The 12,227-nt window shown below is 68.1% G+C and carries 14 protein-coding genes; 6 read left to right on the forward strand and 8 right to left on the reverse strand.

What is annotated here, in order from left to right; genetic code table 11:
* Positions 1–2: 2 nt before the first annotated feature.
* The 3 genes from RD110_RS03015 to RD110_RS03025 are packed head-to-tail and all read right to left on the reverse strand — an operon-like array spanning position 3 to position 2,478.
* Positions 3–782, reverse strand: coding sequence for a PIG-L deacetylase family protein (locus RD110_RS03015; protein ID WP_076196581.1), 780 nt, complete (start codon positions 780–782; stop codon positions 3–5).
* Positions 770–1,798 carry an acyl-CoA dehydrogenase family protein gene (locus RD110_RS03020; protein WP_076196583.1) on the reverse strand — a complete coding sequence of 343 codons (1,029 nt, stop codon included), beginning with the start codon at positions 1,796–1,798 and terminating at the stop codon, positions 770–772. The genes RD110_RS03015 and RD110_RS03020 overlap by 13 nt, the downstream gene beginning before the upstream one ends.
* Positions 1,795–2,478 (reverse strand): glycosyltransferase family 2 protein, encoded by a 684-nt coding sequence (locus RD110_RS03025; RefSeq protein WP_076196585.1) that lies wholly within the window; start codon positions 2,476–2,478, stop codon positions 1,795–1,797. Before RD110_RS03025 ends, RD110_RS03020 begins: the two co-directional genes overlap by 4 nt.
* A gap of 255 nt (positions 2,479–2,733) precedes the next feature.
* Between RD110_RS03025 and RD110_RS03030 the strand changes: the two genes are divergently transcribed.
* On the forward strand, positions 2,734–2,967 hold the full coding sequence (locus RD110_RS03030) for a hypothetical protein (protein WP_157900041.1): 234 nt from the start codon (positions 2,734–2,736) through the stop codon (positions 2,965–2,967).
* A gap of 31 nt (positions 2,968–2,998) precedes the next feature.
* On the opposite strand, the gene RD110_RS03035 is transcribed toward RD110_RS03030, so the two are convergent.
* Positions 2,999–3,409, reverse strand: coding sequence for a DUF3830 family protein (locus tag RD110_RS03035; protein WP_076196589.1), 411 nt, complete (start codon positions 3,407–3,409; stop codon positions 2,999–3,001).
* A 150-nt stretch (positions 3,410–3,559) separates the two neighbouring features.
* Positions 3,560–4,192 carry a helix-turn-helix transcriptional regulator gene (locus RD110_RS03040; RefSeq protein WP_157900042.1) on the reverse strand — a complete coding sequence of 211 codons (633 nt, stop codon included), beginning with the start codon at positions 4,190–4,192 and terminating at the stop codon, positions 3,560–3,562.
* Positions 4,193–4,288: 96 nt separating this feature from the next.
* Between RD110_RS03040 and RD110_RS03045 the strand changes: the two genes are divergently transcribed.
* Positions 4,289–5,272 (forward strand): response regulator, encoded by a 984-nt coding sequence (locus tag RD110_RS03045; RefSeq protein WP_076196593.1) that lies wholly within the window; start codon positions 4,289–4,291, stop codon positions 5,270–5,272.
* Between the two features lie 140 nt (positions 5,273–5,412).
* Here the strand turns inward: RD110_RS03045 and RD110_RS03050 are convergent, their stop codons facing one another.
* Positions 5,413–5,838, reverse strand: coding sequence for a rhodanese-like domain-containing protein (locus RD110_RS03050; RefSeq protein WP_076196595.1), 426 nt, complete (start codon positions 5,836–5,838; stop codon positions 5,413–5,415).
* A gap of 79 nt (positions 5,839–5,917) precedes the next feature.
* Here RD110_RS03050 and RD110_RS03055 point away from each other — a divergent pair, with 79 nt between their 5' ends.
* The gene (locus RD110_RS03055; RefSeq protein ID WP_076196597.1) at positions 5,918–6,763 is read left to right on the forward strand and encodes a PPK2 family polyphosphate kinase; all 846 of its coding nucleotides are present in this window, start codon (positions 5,918–5,920) and stop codon (positions 6,761–6,763) included.
* Positions 6,764–6,863: 100 nt separating this feature from the next.
* Entirely contained in the window at positions 6,864–7,694 is an 831-nt protein-coding gene (locus RD110_RS03060; RefSeq protein ID WP_083686620.1) for a phytanoyl-CoA dioxygenase family protein, read from the forward strand.
* A gap of 45 nt (positions 7,695–7,739) precedes the next feature.
* Here RD110_RS03060 and RD110_RS03065 read toward each other — a convergent pair whose 3' ends face one another.
* The gene (locus tag RD110_RS03065; RefSeq protein WP_076196599.1) at positions 7,740–8,693 is read right to left on the reverse strand and encodes a ketopantoate reductase family protein; all 954 of its coding nucleotides are present in this window, start codon (positions 8,691–8,693) and stop codon (positions 7,740–7,742) included.
* Positions 8,694–8,697: 4 nt separating this feature from the next.
* Positions 8,698–10,062 carry an MATE family efflux transporter gene (locus tag RD110_RS03070; protein WP_076204310.1) on the reverse strand — a complete coding sequence of 455 codons (1,365 nt, stop codon included), beginning with the start codon at positions 10,060–10,062 and terminating at the stop codon, positions 8,698–8,700.
* A 154-nt stretch (positions 10,063–10,216) separates the two neighbouring features.
* Here RD110_RS03070 and RD110_RS03075 point away from each other — a divergent pair, with 154 nt between their 5' ends.
* Together RD110_RS03075 and RD110_RS03080 are read left to right on the forward strand one after the other, a co-directional pair.
* Positions 10,217–10,837, forward strand: a complete 621-nt coding sequence (locus tag RD110_RS03075; protein WP_076196601.1) for a TetR/AcrR family transcriptional regulator — start codon at positions 10,217–10,219, stop codon at positions 10,835–10,837.
* Positions 10,838–10,908: 71 nt separating this feature from the next.
* Entirely contained in the window at positions 10,909–12,222 is a 1,314-nt protein-coding gene (locus RD110_RS03080; protein ID WP_076196603.1) for an MFS transporter, read from the forward strand.
* The last annotated feature ends 5 nt before the right edge of the window (positions 12,223–12,227 follow it).

Consider the following 12,227-nt stretch of genomic DNA (forward strand, 5'->3'; position numbering starts at 1 on the left):
GGTCAGGCGAAGAAGAATTCGGTGCGGCGTGCGACGCGGTCCAGGATGGTCGGTCCGAGCACCGGCCAGGCCTCGATGCCGTCGCGGGGCGCGAGTTGGCTCGCATGCGCAGCCAGCGCCTGGCGCTTGGCCGCGAGGGCGGTTTCGTCGAGATCGAATCCCATGAGCCGGTGCCAGGGCAGCCGTGGATCGCCTGGCTCGGCCCAGTGCCACATCCATACCGGCGCCTCCATGAAGCGGCAGCCCGTGCGGGCGCAGACCGTGGCCACCGCGCGGCCCGTGGCTTCGTGGTCCGGGTGGCCGTCGAGTCGCCAGGTGCTGACCACCACGTCGGTGGGCTGCAGCACGAGGTGCAGACCCGAGACCAGCTTGGACAGGTTGCGCTCCACCCGACCGTCGGGCAGGCCGAAGCGCGCAATGTCGCCACGGCGCAGGCCCAGCGTCTGCAGACCTTCGCTGCTTTCCACGCGGCGCGTGCGTGCGAGATCGGCCGGCGTCAGCGTGGACGATCCGGCGTGGCTGGCCTCGCCATCGGTCACGGCGACCACCAGGCACGCGCCGCCGCGGGCCGTGTGGCTGGCCAGCAGGCCGCCGCAGGCCAGCACCTCATCGTCCGGATGGGGCGCCACCACCACCAGGCGCACGCCCTGCGGCAGCCATTCGTTGAGCGACAGCCGGCGTGCCGCGGCCAGGCCGGGCCAGCCCAGCCAGTCGGCCTCGGGCGTGCCTCCGCCCTCGATGCGGCGCGACAGTTGGGCGGCCGCTTCACCTATAACGTCCATGGAGATTCTTTCCTCTGGGTCAGCCGCTCGCCGAGCGCGGCGAAGTCGCGCTCGGCATGGCTTTGGCGGATATAGACCGGCAGGTCTGCCGCGGCCCGCGCAAAACGCGCATCGCGGCAGAACGGCGTGGCGCCGAGGGCGCGGCCGACTTCGTCGAGCACCAGGCGGGCCGTCGACTCGGCGGATTGCCGTGCCCGCAACGTCACGGTCGATGCATCCTCGGTGGGGTGAACGTCGATCCAGATCGCGGTCTCGCGCAGGAGTGCGGCGGTGGCCCGAAGGCCCACGTCGATGCGGCCCAAAGCGGCCAGCCGGAAGGGTTCGGGGCGCGCCGCAACGGCCTGGTGCAGGGCTTCGGCGAGCGTCAGGGTGCCGCCATACCAGCATGCCGCGATGCCGGCGCCGCCTTGCCAGAAGCCGGGCCGCTGCAAATAGTCGCCGGGCTTGCCGATGAGCCGGGCTGGGGCCTTGTCGAAACGAACGTCCAGGCTCGCGCTGTCGGCCATGCCGACCGCGCACCAGTGTTGCGCCGAGACTTCGATGCCGCCTTGTCGCATCGACACGGCAACGAGTTGCGGTCCGCTGCCATCCGCCAGCCATGCCGTCAGCAGGCCATGGCTGACGCTGGCTGCACCGGAGCACCAGGGCTTGTGGCCGCGCAACGCGACGCGGCCGTCACCGTCGATGTCGATCAGCACACGCTGGCCCGGCGGTTCCGCGGCCCAGGTGCCCCAGATCGCATCGTCGGGTGCGGCATCGCCGGCGGCCAACTCTTGCAATACGGCCAACGCGTCGGTATGGCCTTCGTACAGCTTGGCCAGGGACAAGTCATGTCTCGCCACGGCCGCAAGGGCCTGCCAACGGGCCAGCGTGGCGCCGCTGCCGGGCAAGGGAAGGTGGTCCAGGCCGAGTGCCACCAGTTCGGCGAGCTGGCCGGCAGGCGTGCCCTCGCCATCCATCCGGGTCAGCGTGGCGCGCAATGTGTCGATCTGCGGCCAGGGCTCGGTGCGGTTCATGCCGGGAGCCCCCTGTGCATAGGGATCAAGCCCGAAGCCACGCGTTCCAGCGTGGCACCGAACCCCCCGGGCGCCCGGTAGCCGGGCCGCGCACTCGTCACCACCCGCGGTGCGGCCGACCAGGCAATCGAGGCCCCATGGTCGCGCAGTGCGTTCACCAGGGCCACGTCTTCGCTGCTGGCCAGCGATTGGAAGCCGCCCACGCGGCGGTAGGCTTCCGCGCTCACGCCAAGGTTGGCACCGTGGATGTGGGCATGCCCGTCCGCGTCGGTGTAGGTGGCATCGAAATGGCGCCGCATCGACTGACCGTAACCGCCCCAATCCGCGATCTCGATCGTGCCGCACACCGCATCGCTTTGCTGCGCCAACTGATCGGCGATCCAGTCGGGCGCGACGACGGTGTCGGCATCGGTGAAGGCCAGCCAGCGGGCACCGGCGGCCAGCGCGAGTTCTGCGCCTTCGGCGCGCGCCAGACCGACATTGCGTGCGTTCACCGACAGCGTCACTGCGCCGAATTGCCGGGCGATGCAGGGCGTGGCATCGGTGCAGGCGTCGAGCGCCACCACCAGCAGCACGGCCTCGTCCTCGAGCCGCGGGCACCGCGCGGCGATCAGCAGCGACTGCAGGCAGGCGGCGATGTGTTCTTCTTCGTCATGGGCCGGGACAACGATGCCGATCATGGGGGAGCTCCAGGCGTGAAAGCCTCTGGTCTAGGGTCAATACAAGGGTCGATGGGTTCGACACCTAAATTAACCAGGCGCTCGCCTGCCGGTTGTGGGGGCGGGGCGCTGTGCCTTGTAGGCCGAAGGCGGGTGGCGCGCCTGCCCAGGGGCTGATGCCGTCCTACATCAGGTCGGGCGTGCGCCGGCGCCAAGCGCGGCCGATGCGGGGCTAACCTGCCAGTCCCGCGCAGCAGCGCGACCCAAGGATGCCCCGTGGATGTGCTCGATCTTCTTCAATGGCCGGCGATGGTGCTGAGCATCGTGGCGTCGTGGCTGGTGGCTTCGAACGCCAAGCGCCGGCGCGGCTGGGGCTTCTGGATCTTCATCGCGAGCAACGTCGCGTGGGTGGTTTGGGGCCTGCACACGGGTGCGACCGCCCTGGTGGTCCTGCAGTTCTGCCTGGCGGCGATGAACATCCGCGGTGTCTTCAAGGCCGAGAAGACCTGACCGGGTGCCGATGCGCACGGAGCCGGGCCCGTCAGGCCAGCTCGAAGACGATATCCTGCGCGCCTTCCCACAGCACCTTGGTGCCGAGTGCGCGAAGCTGTTCCTTGCCGTCGACGATGGTCAGGAAATGGTTGCCGGCCAACTGGCCCATCTTGCTGGCGAAGCTGCAGCTGCCGTAGGCCAGGATGATCTCGGTTTCGCTGTAGCCACCCGGGTAGAACAGGATGTCGCCCACCGAAGGGTGGCTGGTGTGGTTCTCGAAGCCCACGCCGAGTCTGAACTCGCCCATGGGAATCCAGCAGCCTTCGCCGCTCCAGCGCACGTGGATGAGCTTCTGCCGGTAGGGCAACAGCTTGAGGAATGCGGCCACGGTCTCGGGCGCGTCGGCATGTGTCTCGGCGATGAAGCGGAAGCCGCCGGCGGTGATGGCAATGCGGGTCATGGTGTCGTGTCCTGTGGGTACGTTGCCGCAACTGGCTCAGCAACAGCCGCGGGCGTTCGCTCGTACGCCGGGCTCGCGGAGAACCCGGCGGGTGGCGCTTGTTCGGCGATCGTACCCTGGTCCATGCAGATCCGAGATTCCGCGATGGCCTCAGAGAGCGCCGATCCAGCAGGCGCGCTGGATCGCGGCCATCTTGTTGTCGGCCTGCAGCTTGGCCATGGCGTTGCCGAGGTGGTAGTTCACAGTGCGTTCCGAACAAGCGAGACGGGTGGCGGTGGCGCGGGCCGTGAGCCCTTCGAAGGCCAGCGCCAGGCATTCCACCTCGCGCGGCGTGAGCGGGCTGCGCAGTCGCACCAGCGCACGCCGCACGCTGGGCCAGATGTTCAGGGCCGACCAGGCCAGCGCCGCCGCTTCGGTGCGGTCGTGCAGCGCGCGCGGGCTGAACATGAAACATTCAAACGCGCGCTCGGCCGGCAACGGAAAGGCCACGCGCACCACGGTCTGGAAGCCATGCGCGAGCCACTGCGTGCGCCAGGGCTGGACCTGGTTCGGGTCGGACTTGGCAATGTGCTGCCATGCCACCAGCGGTGCGTCGGCATGGCGCCAGCGCGCGCCGAAGTCACTGCTCTGCGCCAGGCTGCGGGCGGCATCGAACAGCCGGGTCGGCGAGGCGGCCACTACCTGCCGGTCGTCCATGCGGCCGAACGGGTCGGGGCCCAGAACCACGACCGCCTCGACGGAGAATTCGTGGAGTGCGCGCAGCCAGTCGGCCAACAGGTCCATCAAGTCGGCACTGTCAGACTTGACAGGCGGTGCGGATGGAGGGATTCCTAACTGGCCGGACAATGCCATGACAAAAGCTTCCTTTTTTTGTATACGATGAGTCTCTCCCTGTTCCAGAGCCCTGGCTCCATCGTCGCACTCGACGACGATCCCGACTACCTGGCAATGCTATCGCTGGTCGCGCCGAAGGAGTGGTACGTCCGGTTTTTTGTTCACACGGAAGAGTGCATCCGGCAGCTGCAACTCGAGCCGCCGCTGTGGGAAGCCGACGCTTGGGCGCAACAGGAACTTGTCGACAACTGGCGACAAACCGGCGCGCCCTTGATCCCGCAGATTCTGCGCTACTGGAGCCGCTTCGCGCGCCGCCGGTACGGGCTGACCCAGGTTTGCGTGGTCGACTATTCCATGCCCGAGATGAATGGGCTGCAGATGCTCGGGGAGCTCGTCGACTGGCCGGGCATGCGCGTGCTGTTGACCGGCCAGGCCGACGAACAGATCGCGGTGCAGGCCTTCAACCGCGGACTCATCGAACAGTTCATTCCCAAACATGCCACCGACGTATCGCGCCGCCTCATCGACGCGCTGGTGCGGTTGCAGCGGCTGGCCAGCGGCCAGGCGTCGCAGGTGTGGCGCGGCACTCTCACCCCGATGCAGAACGCGCTGTTGCGCCAGCCCTCCATCGCGCGTGCGATCGGCGACCTCATCCTGTCCCGATGGGTGGAATACGTGGTCATCGGCGCGCCCTTCGGTGTGCTCGGGCGCGACGCCGATGGCAACGTCGGATGGCTGCAGCTCGAGCCGTCGACCGGGCTCGAGGAGTTGGCCGAGATGGCCGAGTCGGTGGGCGCGAAGGCCGAACAGCTCGAAGCCATCCGGGAAGGCCGGACCCTGATCGACATCGAACTCGGCCAGGCACTCGGGCGCAGCGACGACCCCGCCTTCGGCGAAGCCTTCGAAATCGGCCCGGACGACACCTTGCTCGGCGCCCTGTTCGCCGTACCCGAGGCGTTCACCCCCGGCAACGACGGCGGTTACAACCAGTGGCTCGCGGCGCAGCCCGCACGGGTCATCCGACGTTGACGCCATCGGCGCTAATCAACGCGGTCTTGCCGTAGAAACCCTATGCCCATCCGGCCGGGCCCTGTCACATCTGACAGGGTGGGTGGATCCGGAGTCGCCTCAAACCCTTGACGAGGCGCCTTCGCGGCGCTCCAGCTTCTTCAGCCTTGTTTCCAGGGCAAGCCGTGGAACCGCCATCCGCCCTTGTGCCCGCGGTGGCCTTCGCTGTCGGCGTCTCCCTCGAAACCTTCGAGAATGTTGTAGGCCGTGAACCCCAATTCCGTGGCGCGCTTGGCCGCGGCCACCGAGCGCACGCCGCTGCGGCACAACAGGACGGCCTTCCGGCCGCCGGCCAGCGCGGCTTGCAGGCCGGCATCGAAGTCGGCGTTCATCGCCATGCCGGGCCACTGCTTCCAGGCCAGCGCGACGGCGCCGGGCACGAAGCCGACCCATTCGCGTTCGGCGTCGCTGCGCACGTCGATCAGCACGGCCTTGCCGTCCTGCCACCAGCGGTGGGCGAGCTGCGGGGTGACGTCGCCGGCGTAGCCTGCGGCGGGGAGCGGGTTGTCGGTGTCGGGCGTGTTCATGGTTGGCCTTTCGAATGGTTTGCCTGGCAGTTTAAGGAATGCGCTACAAAGGGGCATCAACCCTTCATGAGATGTGTCCATGCCTAATTCTTCGTCCGATCCTTTCGCCACACTTGCCGCCTGGCAACCCGCTGTCACCAAGTCCGGCAAGGCTTTCGACCTGGCGTCCGTTGATCCGGCCGCCAAGCCTTATTCCACCGGCACCAAGGCCGAGGACAAGGCGGCCGTCGAAACCATCGCCGCCGAGATCGACGCGCTGCAGGACATCTTTTTCGCCGACAAGCGTTTCAAGCTGCTGGTCGTGCTGCAGGGGACGGACACCGCGGGCAAGGATGGCACGGTGCGCGGCGTGTTCGGCCGCGTGAGCCCCCTCGGAGTGCGCACCGCGGCATGGAAGGCGCCGACCGAGGAAGAACGTGCGCACGACATCCTGTGGCGCATCCACGAGCGCATGCCCGGCTCGGGCGAGATCATGGTGTTCAACCGCAGCCACTACGAAGACGTGCTGGTGCCGGTGGTCAATGGCTGGATCACGCCGGAGCAGACCGCCGAGCGCTACCGCCAGCTCAACGACTTCGAACGCCTGCTCTGCGAAAGCGGGACCAAGATACTGAAGTTCATGCTGCACATCAGTGCCGACGAGCAGCGCCAGCGGCTGCAGGAGCGCATCGACGACGAGACCAAGCATTGGAAGTTCGCCATCGGCGACCTGGCGGTGCGCAAGCAATGGGCGGACTACCAGAAGGCCTATGCCGCGATGCTCGGTGCCACCAGCACGGCCTGGGCGCCGTGGACGGTGGTGCCTGCCGACTCCAAGACCCACCGCAACCTGATGATCGCCACCGTGGTGCGCGACACGCTCAAAGGCATGGGCCTGCGGTATCCCCCGGCCAAGCCCGAACTCAAGGGCGTAAAGGTCGTATGAAACGATGTTCACGCCAATGGAGGAAGGGAGAACTTCAGCGCAGGTGACGGATGCGTGGCAAGATGCCGCCATCAAAATGATTCCCACAGGAGACAAAGCCGTGGCCACGCTGACCCCCGAAGATATCGCCAACTACCACGAGCGGGGCTACCTGATCCCGCGTTTCACGCTGCCCAAGGCGCGCATCGATCACCTGCGTGCCACGCTTGATCAACTGATCCGCGACAACCCCGGCGTGCGGCCCGAGAAGCTGGTGAGTGCCCACGTGGTGGGGCAGGGCGGCGCTGCGAACCCTGAAGGCGTGAAGGGCAGCAAGGCCTTCCTCGACCTGGCGATGGAGCCCGAGATCCTCGACATGGTGGAGCAGCTCATCGGCCCGGACATCATCCTGTGGGGTTGCCACGTCTTCTGCAAACCCGCGGGCGACGGCCAGGAAACACCATGGCACCAGGACGGCCACTACTGGCCGATCCGCCCGCTGGCCAACGTCACCGTGTGGGTGGCGCTCGACCCGTCCACGCGTGAGAACGGCTGCCTGCGCGTGATCCCCGGATCGCACAAGGCCCAGGTGACGCATGCGCACCTGAAGGAAGACCGCGAGGACCTGGTGCTGTCGCAACGCACCGACACCAGCGCCTTCGACGAGAACGACGCGGTGGACCTGGAGCTGCAGCCGGGTCAGATGTCGATGCACGAGGTCTACATGATCCACGGCGCCGAGGTCAACCGCTCGACCCAGCGCCGTGCCGGCGTGGCACTGCGCTACATGCCGGGCACGTCGGTGTTCGAACGCAACCTGAATCCGGCCGATGGGCAGTCGGGGGTGCCAGTGGCGTTCGCGACACGGCCACTGTGGCTGCTGCGCGGCCAGGACCGGACCGGCCGCAACGACTTCAAGATCGGTTTTCCCGAGGCGTCGCAGCCGGCCTGAGGGCTGCTGCGGGCGTCGGCATCCCACGGCCGGCCCTGCCCGATCTCATGGCGAATCCGCAGCCGCCTGCCGCTGCGCCATGTAGACCTGCAGATGGCAATAGGCCGCGCGCAGCATCGGCGCGGCGATACCGAAACCATCGGCCCGGTGCAGCATGTCGCCCACCACGTCGTCGGCCTCGAGCTGCCGCGCGCCTTGGGCGATGTCGCGCATCATGCTCGCGGCCCAGTTCGACGTCGGGTCGAGCAGTCGGGCTTCCATCTGCTGCAGCGTGGCTTCATCCAAGCCATGGCCGGACGCGGCGGCCACGGCGCCGCACTCGGCCATCGTCTGGCGCATGAGGGCGTTACCGTCGGCTGTGTGCATGATCTCCCCGACCGTGCCCCGCATCAGGCAGCAGGTGGCTGCGGCCGCGCACAACATGGCCCACTTGTTCCACAATGCCTGCTCCACGGCCGTGGTGAGCACGCGTGCGCCGGGGCGCCGGTCGTCCTTGGCGGCAAGGGCGTGGATGCGTTGCACGAGTTCGGCCTGGGTCGGGCTGCGGGCGCCGATGGTCAGGCGCTCCAGGCTGCCGAAGTGGATGATGTCACCGTTCTTCTCGAGCATGGTGGCGACCACCGCGATGCCGCCCAGCACCTTGTCGCGGCCGAAGCGTGCATCGAGCCGTTCATAGGCCTTGAGTCCGTTGAGCAGCGGCAGCACTGCAGCGCCGCCAGCGACAGCGGGTGCGATCGCGTCCATCGCGGAGGGCAGGTCGTAGCCCTTGCAGGTCAGCAGAACGAGGTCGAAGGCGTCAGGTGCCATGCCCTGCAACGTCTGCACGGTCTTCACGGTTTGCCGCACGTCGCCGAGTTCGCTGCGCACCACCAGGCCATCGGCCGCGAGCCGGGCAGCGCGGGCGGGTCGGACGAGAAAGGTCACGTCCGCCCCCGCCTGCAACAGCCGCGCGCCGTAGTAGCCGCCGATCGCCCCCGCGCCCAGTACCAGAATCTTCATGTCTTCACCTTTGTCGAATGGCCGAATGGTGCGGCGGAACGTCGCGCGCGAACCATCGACCGGATGCCACCGCGCCGACCGTGATGGCGCCATACAGCACCATGGCCACTGCCGACACGGCGAAGAAACCGGCGAGCGAGCCCCACGCATGCAACACCAGCCCGCCGCCGCCCACCGTCACCACCAGCCGCACCGCACCCGCGAACAGCGGCCAGCCGAGCCGGCCTGCGCCCTGCGAGGCGAAATACAGTGCGAAGCCCGCGCCGAAGAAGCCGAACACCGGACCGACCGTCCGCAGGTAGGCGCTGCCCGCCGCCAGCATCGGCCCTTCGGCGCCGAACAGCCGCAGCCAGGCTTCGGGCCAGAGGGCGGCCGCCAGGCCGATGCATTCCGCCACACCGAAGGCCAGCGCGCCGCCGGTGAGGGCGATGCGTAGCGCGCGCTGCTGTTGGCCTGCGCCGATGTTGGAGGCGACCATCGCCACCAGCGGTGCGCCGATGCCGAAGGCCACCGGGATCACCAGGTATTCGAGCCGCGCTGCCGTGCCGTAACCGGCGAGTGCGGCCGTGCCCGCATACGTGCCGACGAGGGCGGTGGTGGAGGCGATGAGGGCGTTGGTCAGCAGTGGATTGACCGTGGCCAGGCCGCCGACCGTGAGGATGCGCTGCATCAGGCTGCGCTGCAGCCGTGACCGCACCAGCCGCGCCGGGTTGCGCCCGCTCGCGACATACCAGCCCAGGACGGCGCTGCCCACGGCGTAGTAGGCGAGCATGGCCCAGCCCGCGCCGGCGATGCCCAACCGCGGGAACGGTCCCCATCCGAAGATCAGGCACGGCGACAACGGCACCAGCAACAGCGCGCCGCCGCAGATCACCAGGCCCGGCACCAGCATGTTGCCGGTGCCGCGCACCACGCTTGCCAGGGCGTTCATCACCCACATCAGCACCAGGCCGCCGAACACCACGTTGGAATAGGAAAGCGCCATCGCCACGGCGGCTTGGTCACCCGTGTCCGACACCATGGCCCGGTACAGCGGTGCGCCCCAGGTCAGCAGCAGCACGCTGAACACCAGGCCCAGGGCGGCGTTGAGTGCCAGCGCGTGCCATACCAGCCGGTCGGCCTCGTCCTGCCGGCCGCCACCGAGTGCGCGTGCGATCGCCGAGGAGATGCCGCCGCCCATGGCGCCCTGCGACATGTTCTGCATCAGCATCAGCAGCGGCGTGACCAGCGCTGCGCCGGCCAGCGCCTGGTTGCCCAGCCGCGAGATGAACCAGGTCTCGAGCAGGCCGGTGCCCGACTGCGCCAGCATCATGAGCAGGTTCGGCCAGGCCAGACGCACCAGTGTCGGCGTAATCGGCCCGTGCAGCATGGCGCCGAGGCGGCTGTTGGCGGGCTTGGCGGGCTCGGGGAGCGGCGGCGTGTTTGTTGAATGGATGATGTCCGACATTTATTTTGGATGATGACTATAATTTATGAACGTGTCAACGCTTCCCGCGTCGACCGGGCGTCCCAAGGAAAAAACCATGCCCCGCGTTTCCCGGCAACAGACCGATCACAACCGTGCCGCCATCGAGGAGGCCTCGTCGCGGCTGTTCCGCGAGCAGGGCATCAAAGGCGTGAGCGTGGCCGACCTGATGGGTGCGGCCGGTCTCACGCATGGCGGCTTCTATGGGCACTTCGAATCCAAGGACGCACTCGCCGCAGTGGCCTGCCGCCATGCCTTCGCGCAGTCGGTGGCCCGCTGGGAGAAGCGTGTCGCGGGCAAGTCCTCGCCCGCCGAAGCCCTGGCCGGTCTGGTGGATGGGTACCTGTCGGCGAGCAACCGCAACCATGCCGGCGCGGGTTGCCCGGTGGCCGGGCTGGCCACCGACGTGGCGCGCGAGCCGGCCGACAAGCCGATCCATGCCGCCTACGTGTCTGGGTTGAAGGCCTTGGTCGATGTCATGCTGAGAACGCAGGCCAGTGGCGATCCGGCCGCAGACCGCAGCCGCACGCTGGCGCAGATGTCGACCCTGGTCGGCGCCATGGTTCTGGCGCGGGCCACGCGCGGCGACCCCATCTCCGATGAATTCCTCGACAGCGCCCGCGCGCAACTGCTGCCCGCCGATTCCGTGCCAGCCAGGGTGGCCAAAGTGCGCGGCTGATCCATCCCGTTCTCCAGGCGCCGGCCCGTCGCAGGGCCGGGTTTTTCCACCATTCCCTCTGCTTCACCGCCATGTTCGCTCAACCCGTTTCCGCCTGGCTGCAACGCCGCGGCCTGCATTTCTCGTGGGTCATCGTCGGCATCGTGTTCCTCACGATGCTCACCTCTTCCGCCGCGCTCGGCCTGCCCGGCGCCTTCCTGCAGCCCCTGAGCCGGGAGTTCGGCTGGAACACCGAGCAGATCTCGTCGGCACTTGCCGTGCGGTTTGCGCTGTTCGGCCTGATGGGGCCGTTCGCCGCCATCCTCATGGAGCGTTATGGCCTGCGCCGCGTGGTCTGCACCGCGCTGGTGTTGATCGCCACCGGCCTGGTGCTGGCCACCAGGATGACGGCGCTGTGGCAACTCGTCGCGCTGTGGGGGCTCGTGCTGGGCATGGGTTCGGGCATGACGGCGCTGGTGCTCGGCGCGGTGGTGGCCAATCGCTGGTTCGAAAGCCGCCGCGGCCTGGTGCTGGGGCTGCTCACGGCCAGTTCGGCCACGGGCCAGCTGGTATTCCTGCCCCTGGCAGCGTGGCTCATCGAGCGGTATGGCTGGCGCATGGCGATCGCGCCGGTGTTCACCAGCTGCCTGGTGGTGGCGGGCCTGGCCTTCTGCTTGTTGCGCAACCGGCCTCAGGAGCTCGGCCTGGCCGCGTATGGTGGTGACCCGAGCACGGCCCATGCGCCTGCGCCGGCCCGCATGCTCGGCTTCATGGAGCCGCTGCGCGTGCTGGGCAGCGTATCGAAAAGCCCCACGTTCTGGATTCTGTTCGGCACCTTTTTCGTCTGCGGCCTGAGCACCAACGGCCTGATCCAGACCCACTTCATCTCGCTGTGCGGCGACTATGGCCTGGCCGCGGTGCCCGCCGCCTCGGTGCTGGCGATGATCGGCGCATTCGATTTCATCGGCACCATCGGTTCGGGCTGGTTGTCGGATCGCTATGACAACCGCAAGCTGCTGTTCTGGTACTACGGCCTGCGCGGCCTGTCATTGCTGTGGTTGCCGCATTCCGACTTCACGTTGTACGGGTTGTCGTTGTTTGCCATGTTCTACGGCCTGGACTGGGTGGCTACCGTCCCGCCGACGGTCAAGCTGGTGAGTTCGACCTTCGATCCGGCACGTGCAGGCATGATCTTCGGTTGGGTGTTTGCCGGCCATCAGCTCGGCGGCGCCGTGGCCGCCTACGGTGCCGGCCTGGCCCGCACAGTGCTGCTTTCCTACAGCCCCGCGCTGTACGCGGCGGGCGCGGCCTGCATCGTAGCCGCGCTGCTGGTGTTCGGCATCCAGCGTCCGGCGGGCTCGCAGGCGGCTAGCGCAGCCCGAAGAACGACAGCACAGCCACGATGACAACG

This window comes from Rhodoferax koreense, assembly GCF_001955695.1.
GTDB classification, from domain to species: Bacteria; Pseudomonadota; Gammaproteobacteria; order Burkholderiales; family Burkholderiaceae_C; genus Rhodoferax_B; species Rhodoferax_B koreensis.

Bases quoted from the DNA above. Each gene is read 5' to 3' on its own strand.
- RD110_RS03055 (WP_076196597.1), top strand. From the start codon at position 5,918: ATGCCTAATTCTTCGTCCGATCCTTTCGCCACACTTGCCGCCTGGCAA.
- RD110_RS03015 (WP_076196581.1), bottom strand. From the start codon at position 782: ATGGACGTTATAGGTGAAGCGGCCGCCCAACTGTCGCGCCGCATCGAG.
- RD110_RS03070 (WP_076204310.1), bottom strand. From the start codon at position 10,062: ATGCTGCACGGGCCGATTACGCCGACACTGGTGCGTCTGGCCTGGCCG.
- RD110_RS03035 (WP_076196589.1), bottom strand. From the start codon at position 3,409: ATGACCCGCATTGCCATCACCGCCGGCGGCTTCCGCTTCATCGCCGAG.
- RD110_RS03045 (WP_076196593.1), top strand. From the start codon at position 4,289: ATGAGTCTCTCCCTGTTCCAGAGCCCTGGCTCCATCGTCGCACTCGAC.
- RD110_RS03065 (WP_076196599.1), bottom strand. From the start codon at position 8,693: ATGAAGATTCTGGTACTGGGCGCGGGGGCGATCGGCGGCTACTACGGC.
- RD110_RS03040 (WP_157900042.1), bottom strand. From the start codon at position 4,192: ATGGACCTGTTGGCCGACTGGCTGCGCGCACTCCACGAATTCTCCGTC.
- RD110_RS03075 (WP_076196601.1), top strand. From the start codon at position 10,217: ATGCCCCGCGTTTCCCGGCAACAGACCGATCACAACCGTGCCGCCATC.
- RD110_RS03080 (WP_076196603.1), top strand. From the start codon at position 10,909: ATGTTCGCTCAACCCGTTTCCGCCTGGCTGCAACGCCGCGGCCTGCAT.
- RD110_RS03025 (WP_076196585.1), bottom strand. From the start codon at position 2,478: ATGATCGGCATCGTTGTCCCGGCCCATGACGAAGAAGAACACATCGCC.
- RD110_RS03050 (WP_076196595.1), bottom strand. From the start codon at position 5,838: ATGAACACGCCCGACACCGACAACCCGCTCCCCGCCGCAGGCTACGCC.
- RD110_RS03020 (WP_076196583.1), bottom strand. From the start codon at position 1,798: ATGAACCGCACCGAGCCCTGGCCGCAGATCGACACATTGCGCGCCACG.